Origin of the sequence: Flavobacterium sp. 140616W15, assembly GCF_003668995.1 — a bacterium.
In the GTDB taxonomy this organism is placed as follows: domain Bacteria; phylum Bacteroidota; class Bacteroidia; order Flavobacteriales; family Flavobacteriaceae; genus Flavobacterium.
Genome location: NZ_CP033068.1, coordinates 3,740,961 through 3,766,662 on the forward strand (window position 1 = coordinate 3,740,961; position 25,702 = coordinate 3,766,662).

At 33.1% G+C, this 25,702-nt stretch carries 24 protein-coding genes, 1 tRNA gene and 2 pseudogenes; 18 read left to right on the forward strand and 9 right to left on the reverse strand.

All coding sequences use genetic code 11. The annotated features are described in order from the left end of the window. Position 1 precedes the first annotated feature (1 nt). From EAG11_RS16385 to EAG11_RS16430, 10 genes are all read left to right on the forward strand, one after another. Entirely contained in the window at positions 2–511 is a 510-nt protein-coding gene (locus EAG11_RS16385) for a hypothetical protein (RefSeq protein WP_129540100.1), read from the forward strand. A 71-nt stretch (positions 512–582) separates the two neighbouring features. Continuing rightward, entirely contained in the window at positions 583–1,113 is a 531-nt protein-coding gene (locus EAG11_RS16390) for a GNAT family N-acetyltransferase (protein ID WP_129540101.1), read from the forward strand. 23 nt (positions 1,114–1,136) lie between these two features. Then, entirely contained in the window at positions 1,137–1,490 is a 354-nt protein-coding gene (locus EAG11_RS16395; protein ID WP_129540102.1) for a hypothetical protein, read from the forward strand. Between the two features lie 51 nt (positions 1,491–1,541). Then, on the forward strand, positions 1,542–2,324 hold the full coding sequence (locus tag EAG11_RS16400; RefSeq protein WP_207209603.1) for an arylamine N-acetyltransferase: 783 nt from the start codon (positions 1,542–1,544) through the stop codon (positions 2,322–2,324). A gap of 143 nt (positions 2,325–2,467) precedes the next feature. Next, the gene (locus EAG11_RS16405) at positions 2,468–3,010 is read left to right on the forward strand and encodes a cysteine hydrolase family protein (protein ID WP_129540103.1); all 543 of its coding nucleotides are present in this window, start codon (positions 2,468–2,470) and stop codon (positions 3,008–3,010) included. A gap of 18 nt (positions 3,011–3,028) precedes the next feature. Beyond that, positions 3,029–3,856: a helix-turn-helix domain-containing protein gene (locus tag EAG11_RS16410; RefSeq protein WP_129540104.1), complete on the forward strand. Its 828-nt coding sequence runs from the start codon at positions 3,029–3,031 to the stop codon at positions 3,854–3,856. A gap of 232 nt (positions 3,857–4,088) precedes the next feature. Then, positions 4,089–5,054 (forward strand): nitrilase family protein, encoded by a 966-nt coding sequence (locus EAG11_RS16415; RefSeq protein ID WP_129540105.1) that lies wholly within the window; start codon positions 4,089–4,091, stop codon positions 5,052–5,054. Positions 5,055–5,128: 74 nt separating this feature from the next. Further along, complete coding sequence (locus EAG11_RS16420; RefSeq protein WP_129540106.1) at positions 5,129–5,635, forward strand: GNAT family N-acetyltransferase; 507 nt, start codon at positions 5,129–5,131, stop codon at positions 5,633–5,635. Positions 5,636–5,661: 26 nt separating this feature from the next. Beyond that, on the forward strand, positions 5,662–6,282 hold the full coding sequence (locus tag EAG11_RS16425; protein WP_129540107.1) for a hypothetical protein: 621 nt from the start codon (positions 5,662–5,664) through the stop codon (positions 6,280–6,282). A 21-nt stretch (positions 6,283–6,303) separates the two neighbouring features. Continuing rightward, positions 6,304–6,618 carry a hypothetical protein gene (locus EAG11_RS16430; RefSeq protein ID WP_129540108.1) on the forward strand — a complete coding sequence of 105 codons (315 nt, stop codon included), beginning with the start codon at positions 6,304–6,306 and terminating at the stop codon, positions 6,616–6,618. A gap of 66 nt (positions 6,619–6,684) precedes the next feature. Here the strand turns inward: EAG11_RS16430 and EAG11_RS16435 are convergent. Then, positions 6,685–6,769, reverse strand: a tRNA-Ser gene (locus EAG11_RS16435). Positions 6,770–6,829: 60 nt separating this feature from the next. Further along, positions 6,830–7,702 carry a LysR substrate-binding domain-containing protein gene (locus EAG11_RS16440; protein WP_129540109.1) on the reverse strand — a complete coding sequence of 291 codons (873 nt, stop codon included), beginning with the start codon at positions 7,700–7,702 and terminating at the stop codon, positions 6,830–6,832. A 91-nt stretch (positions 7,703–7,793) separates the two neighbouring features. Here EAG11_RS16440 and EAG11_RS16445 point away from each other — a divergent pair, with 91 nt between their 5' ends. Then, on the forward strand, positions 7,794–9,026 hold the full coding sequence (locus EAG11_RS16445; RefSeq protein ID WP_129540110.1) for an MFS transporter: 1,233 nt from the start codon (positions 7,794–7,796) through the stop codon (positions 9,024–9,026). Between the two features lie 281 nt (positions 9,027–9,307). Here the strand turns inward: EAG11_RS16445 and EAG11_RS16450 are convergent, their stop codons facing one another. From EAG11_RS16450 to EAG11_RS16475, 6 genes are all read right to left on the reverse strand, one after another. Then, entirely contained in the window at positions 9,308–10,339 is a 1,032-nt protein-coding gene (locus EAG11_RS16450) for an asparaginase (RefSeq protein WP_129540111.1), read from the reverse strand. Next, on the reverse strand, positions 10,329–11,465 hold the full coding sequence (locus EAG11_RS16455; protein ID WP_129540112.1) for a 1-acyl-sn-glycerol-3-phosphate acyltransferase: 1,137 nt from the start codon (positions 11,463–11,465) through the stop codon (positions 10,329–10,331). The genes EAG11_RS16450 and EAG11_RS16455 overlap by 11 nt, the downstream gene beginning before the upstream one ends. A 65-nt stretch (positions 11,466–11,530) precedes the next feature. Beyond that, positions 11,531–12,235, reverse strand: a complete 705-nt coding sequence (locus tag EAG11_RS16460; RefSeq protein ID WP_371414645.1) for a TatD family hydrolase — start codon at positions 12,233–12,235, stop codon at positions 11,531–11,533. A gap of 229 nt (positions 12,236–12,464) precedes the next feature. Then, complete coding sequence (locus tag EAG11_RS16465) at positions 12,465–14,126, reverse strand: S41 family peptidase (RefSeq protein WP_129540114.1); 1,662 nt, start codon at positions 14,124–14,126, stop codon at positions 12,465–12,467. Positions 14,127–14,480: 354 nt separating this feature from the next. Then, positions 14,481–15,212: a tol-pal system YbgF family protein gene (locus tag EAG11_RS16470; RefSeq protein WP_129540115.1), complete on the reverse strand. Its 732-nt coding sequence runs from the start codon at positions 15,210–15,212 to the stop codon at positions 14,481–14,483. Positions 15,213–15,264: 52 nt separating this feature from the next. Next, entirely contained in the window at positions 15,265–15,798 is a 534-nt protein-coding gene (locus EAG11_RS16475; protein ID WP_371414602.1) for an RNA polymerase sigma factor, read from the reverse strand. 67 nt (positions 15,799–15,865) lie between these two features. Here EAG11_RS16475 and EAG11_RS16480 point away from each other — a divergent pair, with 67 nt between their 5' ends. From EAG11_RS16480 to EAG11_RS16505, 7 genes and pseudogenes are all read left to right on the forward strand, one after another. Beyond that, positions 15,866–16,228 carry a hypothetical protein gene (locus tag EAG11_RS16480; protein WP_371414603.1) on the forward strand — a complete coding sequence of 121 codons (363 nt, stop codon included), beginning with the start codon at positions 15,866–15,868 and terminating at the stop codon, positions 16,226–16,228. Between the two features lie 72 nt (positions 16,229–16,300). Continuing rightward, entirely contained in the window at positions 16,301–16,873 is a 573-nt protein-coding gene (locus tag EAG11_RS22435) for a hypothetical protein (RefSeq protein ID WP_242499185.1), read from the forward strand. After that, positions 16,863–17,288, forward strand: coding sequence for a hypothetical protein (locus tag EAG11_RS22440; protein ID WP_242499186.1), 426 nt, complete (start codon positions 16,863–16,865; stop codon positions 17,286–17,288). Before EAG11_RS22435 ends, EAG11_RS22440 begins: the two co-directional genes overlap by 11 nt. A 197-nt stretch (positions 17,289–17,485) precedes the next feature. Beyond that, on the forward strand, positions 17,486–19,438 hold the full coding sequence (locus EAG11_RS16490) for a PKD domain-containing protein (protein WP_129540116.1): 1,953 nt from the start codon (positions 17,486–17,488) through the stop codon (positions 19,436–19,438). Positions 19,439–21,278: 1,840 nt separating this feature from the next. Further along, positions 21,279–22,004: pseudogene (locus EAG11_RS22915) on the forward strand (CHAT domain-containing protein); the annotation flags it as partial. Positions 22,005–22,159: 155 nt separating this feature from the next. Beyond that, positions 22,160–22,596, forward strand: a pseudogene (locus EAG11_RS16500) (retropepsin-like aspartic protease). A 284-nt stretch (positions 22,597–22,880) separates the two neighbouring features. Continuing rightward, positions 22,881–24,392, forward strand: coding sequence for a T9SS type A sorting domain-containing protein (locus EAG11_RS16505; protein ID WP_129540118.1), 1,512 nt, complete (start codon positions 22,881–22,883; stop codon positions 24,390–24,392). Between the two features lie 73 nt (positions 24,393–24,465). Here EAG11_RS16505 and odhB read toward each other — a convergent pair whose 3' ends face one another. Next, entirely contained in the window at positions 24,466–25,692 is a 1,227-nt protein-coding gene (odhB, locus tag EAG11_RS16510; RefSeq protein WP_129540119.1) for a 2-oxoglutarate dehydrogenase complex dihydrolipoyllysine-residue succinyltransferase, read from the reverse strand. Positions 25,693–25,702 lie beyond the last annotated feature (10 nt).

A 25,702-nucleotide genomic window follows, 5' to 3' on the forward strand; every position in this document is an offset into this window, starting at 1 on the left:
AATGGACAATTACCTAAGACAATTAATAGCAATCGAATTTGAAGACAGAAAAGAAATTTTTACGGGTTTTCTTATTGATTATACCGACGATTGGATTTTAATTAAAAATAATCCCGTTGATTTTATAATTGATGGTTACGTAATTTTAAAGAACAAAAATATAAAGTCAATAACTCGAGATAGCGATAATGCATTTACAGAAAGTGTCATTAGACTGAAAGGATTGAAAACCAACTCAGACGAAATAATTCCGCTAAGAGATTTATCTTCAATACTTACCTTTATAACCAACAAATATGAAATTTTTCAGATTGCAAAAAAATCCGAAAAAGCGGTTTATCTTGGTAAATTAATAAAATTAGACGATGAAGAACTGGTTATTGATTTTCTTGAGACAAGAGGAAAATTTGGTGGTGAGCTAAGTTTTAATCCTAACAAAATAAGAGTAATAGAATTTGATACCGATTATATCAATTCATTAAAGCTTCTGGTTAATGAAGGAAGAAAGTAATTTGTTAGAACCCTAAAGCAAAAACATATTCTACAGGAACATGCTGGATAGAATAAAAAATTTAAACAATCATGGAAATTACCATACGACAAGAAAATAAAGACGATTACCCAAAAGTTTTCGAAATCATCGAAGAAGCATTTAAAAATGAGGAATACAGCGATCATAAAGAACAATTTCTAGTTGAAAAACTAAGAAACTCTGATGCATTTATTCCTGAATTATCCCTTGTTGCCGAAATCGACAATGAAATAGTTGGACATATTTTGTTGACCAAATTACAAATCGAAAACAAAGACCAAGTATTTGATTCACTTGCTTTAGCTCCTGTTTCGGTAAAACCAGCATTTCAGGGAAAAGGAATTGGTGCAAAACTGATTCTAGAAAGTCATGCTATCGCAAAAAAACTAGGTTACAAATCGATAATTCTTTTGGGTCATGAAAACTATTATCCTAGATTTGGATACGAACTTACTAGCAAATACAATATCGAAATGCCGTTTGATGTTCCCGCAGAAAACTGTATGGTAATTTCGTTAACCGAAAATGGATTAGATGGTGTAAGCGGAAAAGTAAAATATCCAGCAGCATTCATGGAGTAAAATAGTAGCTAAATAGTACTAGAATGGATTTAGATAAACTGAAGATAAGCATTCCATACGAGCAACCGATTGAAATCATAATCGAATTTCCAATGGATATTCTCTCTGAATATAATGGGCCTTCTGATCTTGATGTTACTTGGGATGATAACATAATGTACTTTATCAATGATTCCTTAATCAACAACGGAATTCATATCAAACAATCACAGTTAGAAATAGGAGAACGTACTCTTTCTTACTCACTAGTACTTGTTGCAAAACCTCCAATACTAGATTTAAGTTGTATTGTTGACCGCTTGATCAAAGAAAATTTTCAAAAAGGATTAGCTATTAAACAGAAAACAAAATACAACAATTCAATGAAATTATTTTAGCCCTGTAAAGTGGTTGGCTTTTTGGTTATAATTTTAATTAATTCAGATAGAATGAAAAAACAAGCAAAATCAAACCCGATAGTTTCAGACAATTTTGTTTTACAAGATTATCTGGACAGAATTCATTTTGTTGGCGATATTAAATCAAATATCAAAAGCATAAGTAAATTAATGCAATGTCAGTTGTTCTCCATTCCTTTTGAAGATTTAGATGTTCAGGCAGGAAAAACCATTTCATTAGCAGGAGACGATATTGTCGATAAACTCATTACTCGTAAACGTGGCGGGTATTGTTATGAACTCAATGGTTTGTTTGCTCTAATGCTTCAAAAAATGGATATTCCGTATCGTTTTGTGGCCGCTCGTCCATTGGTAACTCCTGCTGAAAATCCTAAAACGCATATAGCAATTATTGTAACTGTTGAAGATGAAGAGTATTTAGTCGATTTAGGCTTTGGTGGCAACGGAATAAGAGAACCATTAAAACTAAATGATACTACAGCAGCACAACAAGGCGCTGAAACATTTGCTATAGTAAAAGCAGAAAACGGAGATTATCTATTGCAAACTTTATCACATAAGGAATGGAAAGATTTATATTCATTTGATTTATCACATCAGGAGTGGATTGATTTTAAACCGGCTAATCATTATAACTCAACACATCCTGATTCCTTTTTTACCCAAAATCTTGTCGTTGTTTTACAAAATCCATTAGGTAAAAAGATACTTTTTAAAAACACATTCAAGTCTATAGAAAACGGAAAAGCCCTAAGTTATACTTTCGAACCCGATCAACTTGAGGGTATTCTAGCAACCGAATTTAACTTATAAAAAACGTAGTAATCAATATTGTCAAGGCTACCTGCTCTGTTTTTTAAGTAGACTGAAGTCAAAACCATAATTCGAAAAATATACTTAATTTTGCAGAATGTCAGTTCATAACAAACCAAAAGAAACAGATTAAAAGCAATGTTATGAAATTAACATCCGAAGAATTATTAGTAATTATTGATCCTCAAAAAGATTTTACGGCTAGTAATGGTGCTTACGCAAAAAGGCATCCTGATAGTCGCAACATAGAAGAAGTGAAGTCCAGAATAAATCAATTAACAAAACTAGTCGATAAGAATAGGCTGGTAATTGTTTTTTCAAATTATCAAAAAGACCAATTCGGAACTGGATTATCAATGTGCATTGAAGGTACTGCTGGTCATGAAATTGATATCGATTTTGATGCTAATTCTAAGCTAATTCCAAAAACGCAACATAGTTGCTTTTCGTCAGAAGAGTTTAATAATTACCTAAAAACCAACAACATTCGAACCCTTATTTTATGTGGTTTCCTAGCAGAATACTGTGTAAAACAAACCGCAATCGATGGACTTCAAAATGGGTACAACATATCGCTGCTAAAGGAATACATAGGAACTGGAAATGATGTACAACATAGAAAACAAGAAATGCTACTCGATTTAGAAAACAGAGGAGCGACAATAATTGAGAATATCTTCGATTAAGTAATTATTTTATAAAACATGCAAGTTTTACCTCCAAAGGAATTATCGCCTTATATCAAACACTATCTTTTTTTAGAAAATAAAGGTAATGATACTCAGAAACTCCGTTTGTTTTCTGATGGTAATACTGGTGTTGTGTTCTCTTTGAAAAGTAAACTTATTTCAGGCTTCAGTAATTATGAAGCACAAAATTACTTACCAAGCTCCTTTTTATATGGGCAACTAAATGGTTTTAAAGATATTTATTCGGGAAGTGAAATGTCGATCGTTATTGTTGTTTTTCAACCTAACGGAATCAACCAATTATTAGGAATTACAAGTAGCGAACTGCGTGATACCATAATCACGATCGATGATATATTTGGCTTAGAAGGAATTGAACTTCAGGAAAAACTATCCGAACAAGCTACTATTCAGGAAAAACTAAGCCTTTTAAATCATTTTTTTAAAACGCTTGAAGCGAAAAAACCACTATCAAACCAATTGATTGCAGCGGCTTCATTAGATTTCATCCTCAAAACCAAAGGACAGTTTTCGCTCAAACAATTAGTTGATTATACGGGTTATACTGAAAGACATATTGAAAGAAAATTTACAGAATGCGTGGGATTAAATCCAAAGAAATTTGGCAATATTGTGAAGATTCATGGCTTTTTAAAACTACTCAAAAACAAATCAGAAGATACCAGTCTCACTACTATTTCTTATGACGCAGGATTCTCAGATCAATCTCATCTGATACGAGAATTCAAAAAACATACCGGAATGACTCCCAGAGAATATTTGTATAATGCCGGAAAACTAACCAATAACTTTATAGAAACTCTTCCTGCGAAAGCAATTTAATAATGCTGTCATCTACAATTAAACACGAATTTCACTAATTAACACGAATTTCGTTTGTAGAATTAATTTCACCAATCAAATCATTTATTTAGAATTTGTGCAAATTCGTGAAATTCGTGTTCAAACTATTTTAACCTATTTATATTCCATGATTTGTTTCAAAATGTCGGTTTTATACAATTTGTAAAGTATCGCCAACACTATTTTTGTCTAAAATTAATAGTGTACAATTATGAAAAATCTAAAAATAGCCACTGCTCAGTTTGAGAATAAAAGCGGCGATAAAAACTATAATTTATCTGTAATCGAGAAACTTTCGCAAAAAGCATCTGGTGAAGGTTGTGATGTAATTGCGTTTCACGAATGCTCCATAACTGGATATACATTTGCAAGGCATTTATCGGAAGAACAAATGCTGAATCTGGCAGAAGTCATCCCAAACGGAGAAAGCGTCTTAAAACTTACAGAAATAGCCAAAAACAATGACATAGTTATATTAGCAGGACTTTTTGAAAAAGATGAGAATGATAATTTATTCAAAGCCTATGTATGTGTAGATAAAAATGGTTTGGTTGCCAAATACAGAAAACTACATCCGTTTATAAATCCTTACCTAACACCTGGAGATCGTTATTGCATCTTTGAAATCAAGGGATGGAAATGCGGAATCTTAATTTGCTACGACAACAACATCATCGAAAACGTACGTGCAACAACACTTTTGGGTGCTAATATTATTTTTATGCCACACGTAACGATGTGTACTCCTTCTACCCGACCTGGCGCAGGTTTTGTTGCTCCTCAGCTTTGGGAGAATCGTGAAGCCGATCCAACTTCGTTACGATTGGAATTTGACGGAATGAAAGGTCGTGATTGGTTAATGAAATGGTTGCCTGCAAGAGCATATGACAATGCTATTTATGCCGTTTTCTCCAATCCAATTGGTATGGACGATGACCAATTGAAAAATGGATGTTCTATGATTATTGACCCTTTTGGAGATGTAATTGCCGAATGCCGTTCTTTTGATGACTCATTTACAACAGCAATCATTACTCCCGAAAAATGCATTCAAGCTGGAGGGAATCGCTACATAAAAGCTAGAAGACCAGAATTATACCGAGATATTATCGGGCAAGAACATAAATCGGAACAAAATGTAGTTTGGCTTAACACCGACGAAAAAAGTAAAAACTAATAATTTTACAGGCTTATAGCAAATGAAAGATTTATCTTTGAGGAATTGATTAATCTACAGAATAAAACACTACAATGGAATTTTTTAAAACTACAAATGAAGATATTGATGCCGTTTTCGATATCTATAATGAAGCTACATCTTATCAAAAAACAGTCAATAATAAAAGCTGGAGAGGTTTTGAAAAAGCACTAATAGAAAAAGAAATCGCCGAAGACCGACATTTTATAATCAAAGACGAAGGTGAAGTTGCTTGTACATTTGTACTTACTTTTAATGATTTGATTATCTGGAAAGAAGCGGCTCAAGATCCTGCAGTATATCTTCATCGTATTGCTACTAACCCTAAATTTAGAGGTCGTTCTTATGTTACAAAAATCATAGAGTGGGTAAAAATATATGCCAAAGAAAATGGTAAATCGTATATAAGACTAGACACGCATAGCGGAAACGAAAGAATAAACAAATACTACACTAGTTGTGGTTTTGAATACAAAGGAATCAGCACAATAGAATGGACAAACGAATTACCGGAACATTACAAAGAAGGTTCTTTTAGCTTATTTGAGATTAAATTGTAGTTTAAAATTATATCATTATTGAGAATATGAATACGCATAAAGATTTTGAAGTTGGGCAATGGGTTAAATCCTATGCAAAAGGGATTCATCGAATTGAGAAATTTGTTTCTATTGAGTTTGAAGAATATCATTTTTTCGTTCGTGCTATAACAAAAGATAAGATTGGAACTCTAGATGAACCTTTTGTAATACTGAAACGTCTTTTTAATTCAAAATTCAAGAAACAAGTAGGAACAGATTTTTGCTCAAGTACCTTTTTGAAACCAATATCAACTGAAGAAAAAGCCAATATTGAGGAGCAATTAACCCTAAATCCAAAATTCATAACAGATTTAGACAAATATAACATTTCAAAATTTGAATCGAGATATGGATTAAACATTCATATTTCTGAAGAAACAAAATCGATTCTTCCAGAACTGGCTTCGTTTATAAGAGAAGGAGGCAAAACCTTTACAGAAATATTCGAATGGCTAGACAATAAAAACTGTAAAGATCTTTTGGACAACAGAAGTAGTTTAGGTAATAATGATCGTTCCCATTATCTGCAATTTATAAATTGGAGCTACGAAACAAGAGATAACAAACTCCTGTTTACAGATTTATTAGCATTTACGCCTAACTTTGAAAAGATTGATTTAGGATAATAAAATTAAAATCTACTAAAGATGGACAAATTGGATTATTTAATAGAACATGTTTTTGTTGGACTTGAAAATCTAAATGATGGATTTGATTCTGAATCAATATATTATTTTTCTGAAGATGATTTTGAAATCGTTCTTGATAGAATTGAAAAACTTGGAATTGAAATTTTAGGAATTGAACCCTGGAAAAATGGAGAGTTTTATGATGTACTTAATCCAGACAATTTTAACTTTGATTTAGAATGGTATCGAAAAGCATTTATTAAATTTAAAGAAAGTGGAGAAAATCTTCAGTATGCTGCAAGTTATAAAATACCAACTAACTTATTAAAATAGATAAACCTGTTGTAACATTAAAAAACAAAACCCTTGTGAATAAAACTTCACAAGGGTTTCTTTTTGCAGAGAGGATGGGATTCGAACCCACGATATGTTGCCATATACACGCTTTCCAAGCGTGCGCCTTCAGCCACTCGGCCACCTCTCTATTATAGGATTGCAAATAACATGAAAAAAACTGAGCTATTAAAATAAAATCAACTAATCCTTACATACTTTTCCTAAATTCTTCTACAAACAGTTTTACTGCCTTTTTTTGATATGCTCCTCCGATAGTAAGCATAAACGAATCTCTCTTGGTAGCCACTCCCGTTATCTGAATCGCTTTAAGGTTATCCCAGCCTTTTAGTGCTTTTTCAGTAACTACAGTCGCCCAATGGCCACCTTCAACCAATCGAAATAAGGCATGAATTGCATTTAGTTCTATAGAAACTCGAGGTTTCATATTATTCTTTATAAACAATTCATCCAAAAACTCTCTTGAATTAAACCCCCTTGCTGGTAAAATAAGTGGTAGCTTTTCTATTTCTTTAAAAGCAATTGTATCTAAACTTGCGAGTTCATGTGATTTAGCAACAGCCATAACTAAATCAGAAGTAAACAAAGGAACTTTATGAAATGGCTCTTCTATTTCATATGAAGAAATTAATAAAACTAAATCCAGCTCATTATTCAATAATTTTTTCTGCATGGGTTCTGTAGTCCCATATTCAACCACAATTTTTAAATTCGGGTAGGTTCTCGCAAATAAATTTACAATTGGCAAAACCAAAAGACCAAAAATATAGGTTACCCCAATTCGTAATTCGCCACCAATCATTTCATTCAAATCATCAATCGCTTGCTTCCCGTTCTGAACGTTTTCTATTACTTGTTTGGCATGGATCAAAAAAACCGCCCCGGCTTCGGTGAGTTGCACTTTTTTACCAATCCTAGCAAACAAAGGCATTCCGAGTTCTTCTTCGAGTTTTTTTATTTGCTGTGATAATCCCGATTGGGTTACAAAACACAATTCGGCAGCTTTTGTAAAATGAAGTACTTCTGCTGTTTTAATAAAATAGTGCAATTGATAGATTTCCATATTGATAAGTTTTACTACTTAGTATCAGTAAAATTATTAATTTTTCTAATGAAATCATAATCCCGAACTTTGTAAAAAAATATTCAGCATCATGTTTAAGGCATTAAAATCAAAAAACTTCAAACTATTCTTTTACGGACAATCAGTATCTGTAATTGGTACATGGTTGCAAAAAACTGCCGTAAGTTGGATGGTTTATAGCATTACAGGTTCTGTTTTTCTATTGGGGTTGGCTACTTTTTTAAGTATGATCCCTTCTTTGTTTCTTGCTCCTTTGGCCGGAAGCATCATTGGCCGTTACGACAGACACCGCAGTATGATTATCTTGCAATCTTTAGCAATGTTTCAAGCTGGTGCATTGGCTCTACTTATTTATCTCAAAATATATAACATCAACTTCATTTTAGCATTGAGTCTTTTTCAGGGAATCATAAATGCATTTGATATGACCTGCAGGCAAACAATGATGATTGATATCGTTGACAATAAAGAGGACTTACCCAATGCAGTTGCTTTAAATTCTACTCTTAATAATTTTGCTCGAATTGCTGGTCCTGCCTTAGCGGGAATTATTTTGCATCAATATGGAGAAGACATCTGTTTTATTGGAAACTTCCTGAGTTATATTCCAGTTATTATTTCTTTATTAATGATGAAAATTACCCCTCACATTAAAGCAACTGATAAACTTAAAATGCTTGAAGATTTTATTGAAGGCTGGGATTATGTAAAAAAAGAAAAAGAAATGGCAAGAATGCTTTTAATGCTAATGTGCAGTAGTTTGTTTGTTATCTCTTTCAATACGCTAATGCCTGTTTTTGCAAAAGATATCTTTAGTGGTAATGCTGAAACTTTTAGTTGGTTTGAAAGTGCTGCTGGTATTGGCTCTATTATATCGGCTATCTATCTGGCTAATTTAAAAACAGCAAAAAACATGAATAAAATAATGATTGCTGCCAGTCTTTTAATGGGCTTTAGTATTATTATTTTGGCCTATTCAAACAGTTTAACAATAGCTCTTATTTGCATGGGATTAAGTGGCGTTGGAATGATGGCACAAACCTCATCGATAAACATATACATCCAAACACAAAGCACCGTTAATATGCGTTCGAGAAGCATTAGTTATTATCTTATGGCCTATCAAGGAATGATTCCTGTGGGAAGTTTAATAATTGGGTATGTGTCACACACATTAGGAGTACGCCACACAGTTGCAATACAAGGAATAGTATGTATTATCTCAGTAATTGTTTATGTGTATTACAAAAAAGTTAGTTCTCAAGAAGAGTTTGAAACTTGCGAGGTTCGTTATAAGAATTAATAAATTCCTGTTTTTTAAAGCCCAAAAGAAAGCACAGCTTAAACCAGATAAGTGATATAAGAAAATATAAGTCTGGCATAAATAACCTGAGCCGAAATCCTAATTATCGACAAACTTGTCATTTCGACGAAAGGAGAAATCTTAGCAAGTAACTCGACAAAGATTGGCGATTATGATAACGGAATTTCTCATGAAGATTTCTCCTTTCGTCGAAATGACAATATTGGGGAAGAACTTCACGAAAATGGACTTAGATCACCTACCTAATATGTTTAATGAATTTAAAGAGAAATCTCACCGCGTAATGCCGTTTCAAAAACAGTTTTAAAGTTTTCGGCTTCAATTTCATGTCCTAACAAATACATTAGTTTTGTAATTGCAGCTTCGGTTGTAATATCTTTTCCTGAGATAATACCAAGTTGTTTAAGCTCAGTACTTGTTTCATATTGTCCCATATTCACACTTCCGCCTGAACATTGCGTTACGTTTACGATATGTATACCTGATTGAATTGCTTTTTTAATGGCATTCAGAAACCAGTCTTCTGTTGGTGCATTACCAGATCCATAGGTTTCAAGAACAATTCCTTTTAAACCCGGGATTGTTAGTATTCCTGCAAAAACAATTTCGCTCATTCCCGGAAACATTTTTATGATAGCAACATGATTGTCTAGCTTTTTGTGAACAATCAGTTTAGCATCTGTTTTTATAGGAAGAAACAAATGTCTGTTTAATTTTAAGTGAACTCCAGATTCTACTAATTCAGGATAATTTGGAGCTGTAAAAGCTTTAAAATGCTCTGCATTTACTTTAGAAGTTCTGTTACCACGATACAATTTGTATTCAAAATACAAGCAAACTTCATTAATTACAGGCTTCCCATTTTCCTGAAGTGAAGCAATCTGAATCGCCGTAATAAGATTTTCTTTAGCATCGGTGCGCAAATCTCCAATTGGCAATTGCGATCCAGTAAAAATAACTGGTTTTGCTAAATTTTCGAGCATAAAGCTCAATGCTGATGCTGAGTATGACATGGTATCCGAACCGTGCAAAACTACAAATCCATCAAAAGAATTGTAATTATCCTCGATAATCAGGGCAATTTCTGTCCACTTATCCGGATTCATATTCGATGAATCAATAGGATTGTCATATGAAACCGTTTCGATTTCACAATCCAATTGTTTTAGCTCAGGAATTTTTTGCAATAATTTATTAAAGTTGAAGGCTTTGAGCGCTCCAGTCTCAAAATCTTTACTCATACCGATAGTTCCTCCGGTATAAATTAAAAGTATTTTGGCTTTAGATGGCATCTTCGTATTTTAATTTATTGACAACTGGATTGGCATACATTGCCAAAATCCCTTGTACTGCAATTGGATTATCGCTACCAATACGCATTTCTAAACGTCTTTCAAATAATGATTTCTCGTTTTCTTTATACAAATGAGAGAACTTATCTGTTTTATTTAAAATATCGTAAGCGATATAATTAGTCGGCCATAATTTATAGTTCTTCAATATAGAATCATCTATAGCCTGTGCCAACGCCTGAATTTGTTTGTTCGCATTGTCATTTTCTGCGGCGATCTGGTCTATTTCTTTATCTAAAACATCCCCAACAGAAATATGTATTCTTTTTTTAGTTCCCATGATACCACTTAAAATGGTCATGAAATCTTCATTTTTTTCTTTAATGTAAATCTCGTTATTAGCTTCTGCCATTAACTGTGGCATTTTTAACGCATCCGTCGGGTCATATTCGTATGAAATAGATACTGGAACTATTTTCATTTTCTTGAAATAATCCATCAAGTTTGCTTCATCCGATCCCATTCCTAGCATTTTTAAAACACCTGGATTTGTAGCGTCATTTCCGTCTTTAGTTCTTCCTTCACGCTGTGCAATCCAAACAGAACGGTTTTCGCGGAACAATAAATGTCCGATATACTCCGACAATAACTTTGAACTTTGTAACATTTCTCTAGGAGAAAGTCCACGAAGAACCAAGAAATTACGGTTTAATTTTGCTAATATATTTAAGAAACTTTTCTTAACTAAATTGTCTCCAATTGCCGAAGCTGTCATTACCAATCCATGCTCGAATAAGCAAACATTTAATAATGTTGTATCTAAAAGAATGTCTCTATGATTAGAAACAAATAAATAAGAAGTGTTTTTTTCAAGTTTCTCAAACCCCGAAGTGGTTAATCCTTCTGAGCTTCTTTCTAAAACTTTCTGAATTGTCTGATAAATAAAATTGCATTGAAAATCACGAATAGAGTGAGTTCTCTTCAATTGTTCCTTCCAAACTTCGTCTTCTAACTCTGGAAATGAAAAGTTCATCATGGCTTTCATCATTGGATGATTTGCCACACCATGAAGGGCTTCATTTACTTCTGAATCATAAAACGGTCGAATCGCATCAAATTTCTGCATTATTAATATCTATATTTAAGTGGACAAATGAACAAAAAAAAAATTAAAGTATCATATGTTCTAAGTTAAATCCCAAAAACGTCTTTTGAGTTTTGGGTTGTTATTGTTGCTATTTCTTCATCGGAAACATCATATATATCGGCTAATTTCGACACAACGTTCACCAGATAACTACTTTCGTTTCGCTTGCCGCGAAAAGGAATTGGTGCTAAATAAGGCGAATCAGTTTCTAACACTATATGTTTTAAATCGATCTGATTCAAAAATTGATCGATTTTTCCATTTTTAAATGTTACTACACCGCCGATTCCGAGCTTCATATTATAGGATATCGCTTGTAAAGCTTGCTCATGAGTTCCTGTAAAGCAATGAAAGATTCCAAATAAATCAGCTGATTTTTCTTCTTCTAAAATTTCAAAAATTTCATCAAAAGCATCACGGCAATGAATCACAATTGGTAATTTATATTGTTTTGCCCATTGAATCTGGGTTCTAAAAGCAATTTGTTGTTCCTTAAGATGTGTTTTATCCCAATACAAATCGATTCCGATTTCTCCAACTGCATAGAATTTTCGTTTTGCTAATTCCGTTTCTACATGCTTTAGCTCATCAAGATAATTATCTTTCACGTAAGTGGGATGCAAACCCATCATTAAGAACACATTATCTGGATATTTCTGCTCCAAATCATACATTGGTTGTGTAGAAGCAGCATCAATTGCAGGAATAAAAAAACGAGAAACACCTGCATCGATTGCTCTTTGAATCATCTGATCGCGGTCTTGATCAAATTCTTCTGAGTATAAATGGGTATGTGTATCAGTAATAATTGTATTTGGATTCAATTTTATAATTTTAAAAGCCCAAAATTACGACAATAATAAAAACTTTCCCAATTTGATTACAATTACTAAAAAAGAGACAGAAATTATCACTTTACTATTTACTTATCATTGCTTTAGATAAAATATTGCTTTTCTGATAACGGAAAAACTAAGTCTATTTTCCCGTTTCAACAAACAACAAAGCACGATCAAGAACCTCATCTTTTCCTTGCTGAATCCCTAAAATCGTAGGTTTAACTTCTATATCTGGAACAATTCCTATTCTTTGTGTCTGACGTTTATCGGGATAATAAACCCCAATTCCTGAAAATAGCGTATGAAATCCCTTGTAGTCAAAATGACTTACATTCCCATCGGCACCAGCAGTTTGACTTCCAATAATAGTCGTATTACCTGCTGTTTGAAAACACATTGCTGTCCATTCGGACTGACTCACAGATTTTTCGTTAAGCAATACAATTACTTTTCCCTTATAATTATCTTTATTTTCAAAACCACTAGAAGATCCCCCGCTCCATCTATACCTACCAGGATAACTCAAATCTGGACGAGTATATATTGCAAATTGCTTTTCCTGAGGATTCAAAAATTTTGAAATTTCCTCATAAGTACCATTAGGATAATTTCTCATATCAAAAATAATAGCTTTAGTAGGTTTGAGCATTTCAATCATATCTGGAATATGTCTAGTTTTTATAATCCCCATATCGACATAACCAATATTATTCTCTAAAACTTTGAATTTATCTTTCTTTTTTTGAGCCCCTTTTTTAAATTCATTCCTATGAGAATCATGATAATCAAACCAAGTCATTATTTTAATTGCGTACTTACCATCTTTTAAAAACTCAACTTTAACAGTATCCAAATTATTCATCAAGATTACCTTTACCAATTTATCTAGATACGACGCTTCATTTGACGCACAAATTAAATCCCTATTCTCTGCTATATACTCTTTAATACTTTTATCATTTACTTTGGTAATTACATCCCCAATTTTTATATCATCCGCTTGTGCTAAACTATCTCCTAAAATTTCTGTAACAACTATTTTTTCATCAATTATCTTCCCATCAGCTGGAAAATAAGTTTTAATATTAGAATTTGACGAAGATTGATAGGTAACAAATTCAACATGACTATCATCCAGTTTACTCACTACTTTTCTCATTGCAGTAAAAAAACTACTTGCATCTTTTGCAATGATGACATTAGGTACTGCTTTTTCTAAAACTGTTTCCCATTTCTCACCCATTTGATATTTATAAGGAAAAAAGTATTCAATTAGATTCCAATACATAAACAACATTCGGAGCTTTGAATTTGTATCATTGAAATCTGGATTCAGATAACTTTCATTTTTCAAGGTAACATTCCCTACATGTTCTGCTCCATCAATATAAAACTGAACTCCTTGGAATCTATTTACCTCAATAAATTGCAACTTTTTTGAAAGTTTTTTCGAAAACAGTTTATTGGTGTTAATCCATGATAAATCAAAATTTTTATCAAAATACTCAACAGCTGTTGCAGGAGTAATTGGCGCAATCGATGGTACTTCGCCTAATGAATCAATCCAGTTTTCTATTACTAACGAAAATTCTTCTTTTGTTTGTGCTTTGTCAATTTTTGGTAAGACTTCAAGAAGTTGATTGTCCCAATTAAAATCACCATTGGCTACTTTTGGGTGGTAATATTTTAAAAAGCCCCATACTTTACAAGTGGCAGCTAATTTTTCGGTTTCGGTAATTTTGGTTTGACTAAAAATGGTATGTGAGAAAACAAGAAGAAGAAATAGGGTAATTTTTTGCATTCAGTAAAAAGATTTAAATTATAAATAGTTTGAGGTTAGTGTATTTGCAAAATCGAATTTAGAAATTAAAATCCTAACTTGATTATAATCATAAAAAAAAGCAACAAAGAATGTTGCTTTTTTTCTATTTATCATTGTTTTACACACCCCTTGTCAGACTGAGTATCTCGAAAATATTATGGCAAATGATACGCAGATTAAACGGATTTTCTATTCGTAATCTTGTCTCGTCCCAATATTGTCAAACTGAGCGAAGCCGAAGTTCCGCAAGTAACGCTACAAAAAAATTCGCAAAGTATCTTAACTCTTTGCGAATCCTTGTGTAAACTCTTTTTCTATTTAGTAAAAAACTTCTTAATCCAATTCGTTCAAGAGTTCTTGTACATCATCATAGCCTTCATAATCTTGAGAAATTGTCTCCAAAATTTCTTTACACGATTGGTAATCTTTCTGTTTTAATTTGCTCAAAGCAAGATTCCATAGTGCTTTGTCTTTATATACAGATGTTCCCATTTTTAATTCGTTAAAGACCGTTTCGGCTTTCTGAAACTCATTTTCTTGTAGTAATGCAACACCATAAAAATATTGAACTTCAGGTGTTTTTATTCCTTTTAGAGTTTCCTCAAAAAGAGGAATTGCTTCTTTATACTTTCTTGCATTAAATGCGATTTCAGCTTGTTTTAAAGTAATATTTAAATCCCCTCTTTCGGTAAAAGAAGCTTGCTCAGGATGATTAAAATCTTCAAAAGTAGGGTTCGAATCATAATTGAAAAAGAACAAACCAATTAAAACGGCCACAGAAGCAGCTACTGCATAATACCAAGGCTTTAAGGATACTGCTTTGGATTTTTTCTTCTTTTTATTAAAATGAGAATTCGAAATCTGAGTTAGATTTTCTTTAAACTCTTCTCTTTCTTTTTTATAACCAAATTTGGTTTCCAAATGAAGATTTACCGTTTTAAAAGTCTCAAATGCCGAAGCAAATTCTGGATTTTCAGCTAATTGTTTTTCAAAACTATTTTTTTCTTCAACAGTCATCTCTCCCTGAAGATATTGATCGAATAATATATAGCGTTCTTCGTTCATGGCTACTTGTTTTTTAGAGATTTAAAGTTTTTACTTTCCTGAATCCACTCGGTTAACTGACCAATACAAAGCGATTTTTTTTGCGAACATAGCCGTAAGTAACATTTAGTTTCTCGGCCACTTCTTCCATCGATTTTATCGTAAAGCTTAACTTTAGCAACTCTTGACATTTGTCTCCTAATTTCTGAAACATAGTGTCGAACAATTGCTGTTTTTCTTCAAATTCTTCGGCTTGATCAACCAATTCGTGTGCAGATTCATTTATAGATGCTGCATCTTCGTTAATTGTTACCCCTTTATTCGATGTTTTTTTTAGTTCATTCAACCACTTTCTTTTACACAACAAAAAAAAGTAAGCATCAAATGGGCAAGTCAATTGTAAGACATTGGCTTTAGCCTGATTAAAAAGCAAAATCATTATTTCCTGAACTACATCTTGCGCCTGATCTCTATCACCAGAATTATTCATTACATATGAAACCACTTTAGGAACAAACTTCTTATAGATGGATTCTATAACTGCCGAATCATTTGCAGCAAGCCCTTCAATATATATTTGATCTACATGAATTTTAGATTGGCTCATAAAATGACTTTTTAATTAGCTAATGTAAAAAAAATCTAAAAACAAATTCCACATAAATGGGTAACAATTGCAAAATCAAGTTGATATACAAAAACAAGAGTCTTTTAAAACAATTAAAAAATTAAGAGAAATGGAAAGTTATCAATTTATAAACAATAAGAATTTAGAGCAATTTCATAAGATGCTTTCTACCAAAATCCAAAATGGTTTTGTCATTATTGAGCATAACGAAAAGTTACCATATGTCGTTTTATCCAAAAAGAAAAAAGAAATCAATCATTCTTTACAACTCTTTCTTACTTGCACCACACTCGGCTTTTGGTCGATCATTTGGTTGTATCAAATCATTACACTTTCTAAGAAAAAAAACATTCTGGTTGCCTTAGATGAAGATGGCAATCTCTTTGAAGAAAAATGTCTTTTAAAATAAAACCAAAAACTAGGGTAACAAATTATTACCCCAAAACATCTATTACTATAACAACCATTAAAACTAGAAATCATGAACACAAATTTTAAAACAATCGGACTTTTATTCTTAGCAATAATCACTTTTGCAAGTTGCGACAATAGCGACAACAACGACAGCAATATTGTTATTCCTCCATCTGGAGCTGCATTTAAAAGCATCAGCGAAAAAGGACTTAAAAAAAACACACAAAACTTTACCATCACAGCAGGAACAGGAGTTGTAACACTTACTTCTGCCAAAGGAGTAAAACTAAGCATTAACGGAGATTGCCTTACCAAAAATGGAAATCCTGTAACTGGAGTAGTTGATATCGAATACGTAGAACTTTTTGACAAAGGCAATATGCTTATCTCCAACAAACCTACTATGGGAGTTATGCCCGACGGAAAGAAAAATTTATTAATCTCAGGCGGAGAATTCTTTATTAAAGCTACACAAAGTGGCGTTGAGCTTAAAACAACTTGTTATATGGATTTAGTTGTTCCTACAAGCTTAACTGGCGGAGTCGATAATTTAATGACTTTTTGGAAAGGCGCAATCGATGATAAAGGAGAATTAGCATGGGAACAGCCTAAACCAGATGCTACTGGAAATGGGGGGTAAAGATGGAGTTCAGGCAGAAGGAGGTAATTATTATGTACATTTCGGAAGCTTTGGCTGGACAAACGTAGACCGTTTTTACAGTGACCCAAGACCTAAAACTACACTATTAGTAAAAGCTCCAGAAGGATACACCAACATAAATAGTGCAGTTTATTTATCTTACGATGGTGAAGGAACAAATGCACTTGCAAAACTAGACACTTATACGCCTGCAGGATTATTCAGCGAACACTACGGACAAATACCTATCGGACTTGCCTGTCACGTAATTTTTGTTACCGAAGATAATGGCCAATGGCATTACGCTATCAAAGCAGTCACAGTTGCTGCCAATGATGTTTATACTTTTACTCTTAGCCAAACAACAGTCGGCACCGAAGCCCAACTGATAGCGGCAATCAATGCTATTCAGTAACTTACAAAATATTTTTCAAGAAAAAGTGGTGATTTGCTCATCACTTTTTTTTACATTTAATCCAGTTTAAAACTTATTCTGATAATTTCAAGAAGCTAATCCTGCTTCCCGATAACTATCGGGACGTATAATCTTTTCCTTCCTAAAGAAGTCAGAAAAAGGATTTCCACTGCTATCAGGGCTAAAAAACAATAGTTATGAAACCACTAACATCTATTTTCTTTATTCTATTTTCTATTCTCTCAATAGGACAAACCAAAGTAAAAGATACTATAACCCGAAGAGCCATCATTGGTTACAATCAAAACGGAAATCTAGTAAGTTTCAAACCCGAAACTCCGCCATTAATCCCTATTGCTGGAGCACCAAAACCAAGCTATTCTTATTTATGGGAACTTGGCGATGGTCATTACAGCAAACAAGCTGAGCCCAAACATGTTTATAAAAACAAAGGAACATATACCACAAGACTTGCCGTAACTAACAATTATGATAACGGAAAACCTCCCGCAACACGACCTAAAAAAGTTGCCATTAATGATATTACCGATAACAGCTACAAAGATATTGCTTCGATAGCTGATCAAAATGGATTTGCAATCCTAAAAAATTGTGACCCAATTCCAGATCAGGAAATGGTAGTTGTAGTAAGCTACCAAAATCTGGAAAACTATGTTTCTAGCGGAAAACTCTATCTTTTTTACAACGAAAAACAATTCAAAGACAATAATTTCCAATTGGTCGATTTTCGAACCTATGCTGGCGAACGCGAAACAAAAGAAAATACAATCGCTTCAGTTAATGATCTTGATAATACCAGCACTTATTTGGCTTCAGTCGAAAATAATATTAAAACCAAAAAATACCGAAACACAACCACCGAAGAAGATCTTGACGCATCATTACTAGACGCAAATAAAACCTATCATAATGTTTCTGTTTTAGAATTTGACGATGCCAACCCGAGTGAAACCCGAAATGTATTTTACACTTTTAAGACCACTCCCGAAATGATTAAAGATACCAGCGCAACTGTAACCATGCGAGGAATATTTGTACCAAATCGAAGCTATAAAAATCATAAAATAAAAAACCTAGAAATGGAAATTGTGACTTCTCACGACCCAAACAAAATGGGCTCCAACGGAAGTTTTATGAATTACAGATTAGTACGTTTTAAAAGAGTCAATTTTAAAACACGCTTCCAAAACAATGGCGAAGGCCCAGCAAGAATGATTCGACTCGAAACGGACATTCCTGATATGTTCGACAAAAAAACATTTCAGATAGAAGATATGTATCCAAAATGTCCTATTTGCCCCAAAGATGAAATTCCTACCACAAGTTGTTTAGATACAATCATAAAGAAAAACCAGATATTCTTTACTTTCAAAAATATTTATTTACCCGGAAGCGAACAAAAAAATGTAAAAGAAAAAGACAGTACCAAAGGTTTTGTAAAATACTCTATGAAGTTTGGTGATGACTTTCATAAAGTAAAAACCCGAAGCCGAACCGCCATAATATTCGACAAGAATGAGCCTATTATTACCAATTATGCCACTACCCGATTCCTGCCCGGAATATCTATTGGTGCTAAAGCTGGTTATAATTTATATCCTGATTTAGACAAATCAACGAGTTACTTTGTAGGCGCAACTATTTCACCTTTTAAATCCTATCGATTTTATTGGCAAGTCGAATGGCTCAACGCGATAAACAAATACGAAAGCGGCACCACAATACGAGAAGGAATTGGGATAAATCCGAATGGAATGAAACAATTTCAACGCATAACAAATAGTACCGAAAACAAAAATATCAATTGGGAAGTTCCTATACTTATTCGGTATAACATTAATAATTACATAGGAGTTGGAGCAGGTTTACAAGCCAACATCAATGTTTCCGAAGAACAGAATCAAACCATAAAAACAGAAAGTTTTGAAGGAGGAACCGATCAGTTCTTAATGGACGCCAAAACGGAATCAAACACAATAAAAAACTCATTCACAGGATTTAAAACAGGCATCTTATTTGATTTAACGGCAGGTTTTACCCGAATTGGTCCTAGTTTAGGCGCCCGTTATGTGATAAACTTTGAGCAGAATTTTAATTATTTTCAGTTTTATGGGATTTGGAAGTTTTAGTTATTACACTAAGCTGCACAAAGAAAAAGAAGATACGCTAAGTTTCTAAATATCAAACTTTTATTTTCTTTGCGAAAAAGCTTTGCGAACCTTTGCGAAACAACATTTTATGAAAAAACGATATTGTTATATCTTATTCTTCTCAACGATAATTCTATTCGGGCAACGTCAGGAGGACAAAATATATCTTGCAATCGATTCTTTTATAGCACATCCATCTCCCAAAGCATTACAAAATCTAACAAATACAGAAACCTCGTTTTGGAAAAACCAAAATTCAAAAACCAAAGATGAATTACTGGCAGTCGTCGTTTTAAACTGCAACAAAGCCTATTATGAAAATCAGTTTGGACAAACAGAAAAAGCAATTGCGAGTTACGAAAAAGCTTGGCAGATATACGAAAAAAACAAACTAAAAGATTACGATATTATCGAATATTGCCTGAAACCTTTGGGCAATTTATATACCGTTCTGGGTGATTACGATAGTGCCGAAAACACCATAAAACAATATTTTTATATTGTAAACACATCTAAGAATTATCCCGAAGCTCAGAAACAAAAATTTGCTGCAATTCTGAATTTATCAAATGTTTATCAGAATTCTGGTAAAATTTCTTTGGCTATTGAATTACTAGAAAGTACCTTAAAAACCGAAAAACTATCAAATGATCAAAAAGGGATTTTATGGAATAATCTGGGGAATGGTTATTTATTGAGTACTAATGGATTTATCGTTAAATCGAATGCCTATTCTAATACAGAAAAAGCATTTGAATCTTCTATAAAATATTTAAAAAACGAAAAAGGTCAATCGGAAACTTTATCCAATTCTTACCGAAACTTAGCAGCTTTAAACAGACAATGGCAACGATTTGAAATTGCAAATTCATATTTAGAAAAAGCAGAAAAATTATTTTTAGAAACACCAAACCAACAACCTCGTAAACTAGCCAAGTTGTATTATGAAAAGGCATTGTTACTTTTTGATGAAGGAAAATATGATGAAAGTGCAAAACAAGTTCAGGCTATTTTTAAAATCCTGATTCCGAATTACAAAATATCAAAAAACAGTTTACCAAATCAAAATCAATTGTATGCCGAAACGGTCTTGATTGATGTTCTGGATTTGCAAGCAGAAATCTTTTCTAAACAAAATCAATCCAAAAAAGCACTCGAAGCATTTAGTCTTTCTTTTGATATTGAAGATTTACTAATGAATGTTTTGGTTTATGAAAACTCTAAAATCATTACACAAATACGAACACGAAATCGTACCGAAAAATGCATTTCGATTTATGATGAACTGTTTAAAAAAGAAAACAAAATTCAATATCTGGAAAAAGCTTTTCAATTATCAGAAAGAAGCAAATCGGGTATTTTAAAAGGATATAGATCGAATATTAAAACCGCTACTGCAGAAGAGAAATCTTTATTACAACAGCTTCAAAACTTAAACAATACCATTTTAAAAGAACAGCAAAAAGGAGATTTAGCTACTATTTCTAACATTAATTCGGCAATAAAAAAACAAAACGAATTAATGCTTTCGCTGAAGAAAATCCAAACCAAAAACCTCAATTATATTCCTGAGAATTGTGATACGAAAGCGCTTTTATCAAAACTGGAAAAAGATAAAGCCGTAATGGTTTACTATTTTGTGGGCTTGGAAAAAATCTATTATTTCACATTACAAGATAAAAAAATTGCATTGAACCATTTTAACATCACCGATACAGCAATGCCTCAAATTATGGGATTCATCGAATATTTCGGTAATTCAAACAATATTAATGATGACATTTCTGGATATAACAGAATCGGAAAAAAAGTTTTTGATATGCTGAAATTACCCAAAAATGCTGTTTACAAAAACCTCATTATTATTCCCGATGGAATCCTTAATTTCTTACCATTTGAAGCTTTGATTACTCAGGAATCCAGCACAACAAATTTTGCCAAAATGCATTATTTACTCCATAATTTTAAAATTGCCTATAACACTTCAGCTAGTAATTATCTGAATTCAAAATCAGTTTCAAAATCAGAAAAAACTGTTTTAGGGATTTTCCCTGTTTTCGAAAAAACTGCTTATGAATTGACTTATTCGAAGAAAGAACTGGAATCAATTCAGAGCAATTTTAAAGGGAAATATCTAGAAAACTCAGATGCCATTTTTTCTAACTTTAAAAATAATGCAAACCAATATTCGATTTTACATTTGAGTACACATGCTTCTTCAGGCGATGTCGAAACTCCGGCAAGTATTAAATTTTACGATCAAGAAATCCTGTATTCAGAATTGTACAATCTTACACTCAATCCCGATTTAGTGGTTTTAAGTGCTTGCGAAACAGGAATCGGAAAATTATATAAAGGCGAAGGTGCTATGAGCATCGCAAGAGGTTTTCAGTTTGCCGGAGCTCAAAACCTGTTATTTTCGTTATGGAAAGTAAATGATTATACAACATCCATTTTTATGGCTGATTTTTATAAAAACATAAAAAACAATGTTCCGTATTTTGAAGCCAATGCCAATGCAAAGCTTGATTTTTTAAACAACAAATCGATTCCTAATGCCAAGAAATCTCCTTATTATTGGAGTTCTTTTGTTTATTATGGTTCGATTTCTCCCGAAGAGAAATCTTCAAATTATATGCTATACATCATTAGTTTTTTGGCTGTAATTGCTTTATTTTTGATATTCAATCAGTACCAAAAATGGAAAACCTTCACGATGTTCTCAAAAAGAGAAATACAAAAAAATAAAATTAAAAGTTACCAAAACACAACACCTTTTAATAAAAGCAAAAATCAATGGTGTTTCTGGTAATTTCATTCTAGATACTGGTGCATCTAATACTTGTGTAGGCTTTGAGAGTATTGAGCGTTTTGCATTGGGTGCTGAAGCTTCTAAAACTAAAGCCGCTGGTGCTGGTGCTACAGGAATGCTTACTCAAACAGCATCTAACAATATATTGCAAATTGGTTCTTGGAAAGATTTAGATTTTGCCTTAGTAATTTTTGACCTTTCGCACGTAAACGAAGCTTTACGACAATACAAAGCCAGACCTGTTCATGGAATTATAGGAGCAGATGTTTTACTTCAGGGCAAAGCGATTATCGACTATTATAATCATTATGTATATCTGCAATAAAAAGAGGCTAGTTTAAATACATAAACTAACACGAATTTCACTAATTATCACTAATTCGTTCGTCGAAATAATTTCGCAAACTAATTAAACTAACAGGAAAGTCACAATACTTTACCGAATGAATCTCTCGCCAAGTCGCAAAAGCGCAAAGAAATCATACCAAAACATCGCCTTTGATAACAGAAACTCATTTATTTTCAAAAACCACATAACTACAGATACATATGTAATTAAAATTCAGTTTTTTAAGTATATTTGTTTCAGAATTTAACAAACCGATACGTATGAAAAAAACTTTACTCTATCTATTCTTTTTACTTACATCCTTTAGCTTTTATGCACAAATCAGTCCTATTGTGCATTGCGATGGAAATACTTTATTTGATTTAACCAGTCGAGAACCAGAAATAATTGGAGATTTAAAACCCGCCGAAACTACAATTAGTTATCACCTTAATAGCTATGATGCCAGTAGGGGCGCTTATGCAATTCCAATCCCAACTTCGTTTGAAAGTACAGGTTCATCAACTAGTGTTTATGCCCGAATTAATAACAAAGGAAATGTTACTGTAAAATCTTTCCTTTTAAACGTTAGCCGTTCTCCTCTTATCTTAAATGCTACCATTAAACATTCCGGATGTTACAAATCATTAATAACCTTAAATGCTTCAGGTGGCACCTTTCCATATCAGTATTCAAAAGACGGAGTTACCTATCAAATCGAGAACTATTTTTATAATATGATCCCAGGGGCTTATACAGTATATACCAAAGACTCAAATGGCTGCACAAATTCAATAATTATAGTTGTACAAGATATAACGATTCCCCCTTTAGAAGCGATAACATTAAATACTATGGTTAGATGTAATGGTGATTCCAACGCAGAAATAACGTCATTTGTATCTGGAGGAACTCCGCCTTATAGTTGTTATATTGAAGAGAAAATGGATGCTTTTGTGAGTGTATATGAAAATAGCTACACCATTCGTAATATACCTGCTGGCATGTACAGGGTAGTTATTAAAGACGCCATGGGATGTGCTGTAATGAACCCTATAGAAGTTCAGGAACCTAAAGCACTTACAGCTACTGTTGTAATTACAGACCAAACAATAACGGTTAATGCAACTGGCGGAACTGGCAAATACAGTTATTCTATAAATCACATGCCTTATCAGTCTGGTAATGTTTTCACAAATATATCTCCAGGAATATATGATGCTTATGTTATAGATGAAAATGGATGCATAGTATTAATTACTCAAAATATTGTAAATCCACCTTCACCTCTATTTGAGGGCAAAAAAGCAATTACTTTAAATCTTACTGCGGGACAAACTCTTGCAGATATTAATGTTTCTGGTACCGGTATTAAATGGTATAGTAATGCTACTTCGCCATCTGGAAAGACTAAAAAGTTAAACGAAACTTTTTTACCATTATCAACTGTATTAGTAGACAACACTACTTATTATGCTTCTCAAACTATTAATGATATTGAAAGTAAAGAAAGACTAGCGGTAACTGTAAAGCTTAATACGTTATCGAATCCTGATTTTGAATTTGGTAGTTTTAAATATCATCCTAATCCTGTAAAAAACATATTAAGTATCGAAAACTCATCGGTAATTGACGAAGTAACTCTATTCTCTGTTGCTGGAAAGGTCATTCTCGATAAAAAAATAAATAGTCTGCATTCAGATCTTGATTTATCACATGTAGCAATAGGAATTTATTTCCTTAAAGTAAAATCTGAAGGTCGCGAAAAAACGATAAAGATTGTAAAAGAATAAAAATATCAATCAGCATAAAAAAAGCCGTCATTTAATAAAAAATGACGGCTTTTCAATTGAAAATTATTATAAACTATAACTCTAATGCTTTCTTAGGATTGTTATCCATCAATAATTCAACTGGGTTTTCTAATGCTTCTTTAATAGCAACTAAGAATCCTACTGACTCACGACCATCGATAATTCTGTGGTCATAAGAAAGTGCCACATACATCATTGGGTGAATTTCTACTTTACCATTTACAGCAATCGGACGCTCAATAATATTGTGCATTCCTAAGATTCCTGATTGTGGTGGATTGATGATTGGTGTACTTAACATACTTCCGAAAACTCCTCCGTTTGTAATTGTAAATGTACCACCTGTCATATCATCAACTGTAATCTGTCCGTCACGCGCTTTAATAGCCAATCTTTTGATTTCTGCTTCTACACCACGGAAAGTCAAATTCTCTGCGTTACGAACTACAGGAACCATTAATCCTTTTGGTCCAGATACTGCGATTGAGATATCACAGAAATCATAAGCTACTTTATAGTCACCATCCATCATAGAGTTTACGTCTGGATATAATGCTAAAGCTCTTGTTACAGCTTTTGTAAAGAATGACATGAATCCTAAACCTACACCTCCGTGTTTAGCTTTGAAAGCGTCTTTGTATTCGTTACGCAAGTTGTTTATTGGTGTCATGTTAACTTCATTGAATGTAGTTAACATAGCTGTTTCGTTTTTAGCTGCTACTAATCTTTCTGCTACTTTACGACGTAACATAGAAAGTTTTGTACGCTCTGAACCACGGTTTCCTCCTGTTGGAGTTCCCATAGAAGGTACTGCATTTAAAGCATCTTCTTTAGTGATTCTTCCATCTTTACCTGTTCCTGAAACAGTTGAAGCTGTTATATTTTTTTCGTCTAAAATTTTTCTTGCTGCTGGCGATGGCGTCCCAGATGCATATGTTGCAGCTGGTGCTGGAGCCGCTTTTGGAGCTTCTGCCTTAACTTCAGCTTTAGGCGCTTCTGCCTTTGGAGCTTCTGCTGCTGGAGCAGATCCAGATGGTTTTGCTGCACTAGTATCGATTAAGCATACTACTGCTCCTACTGCTACTGCATCTCCTTCTTCAGCTTTTAATGTGATTGTCCCACTAGCTTCAGCCGGTAATTCAAGAGTTGCTTTATCAGAATCAACCTCAGCAATAGCCTGGTCTTTTTCTACATAATCTCCGTCTTTTACTAACCAAGTTGCAATTTCAACTTCTTTTATTGATTCCCCTGGTGATGGGACTTTCATTTCTAAAATCATGTCTTATTAT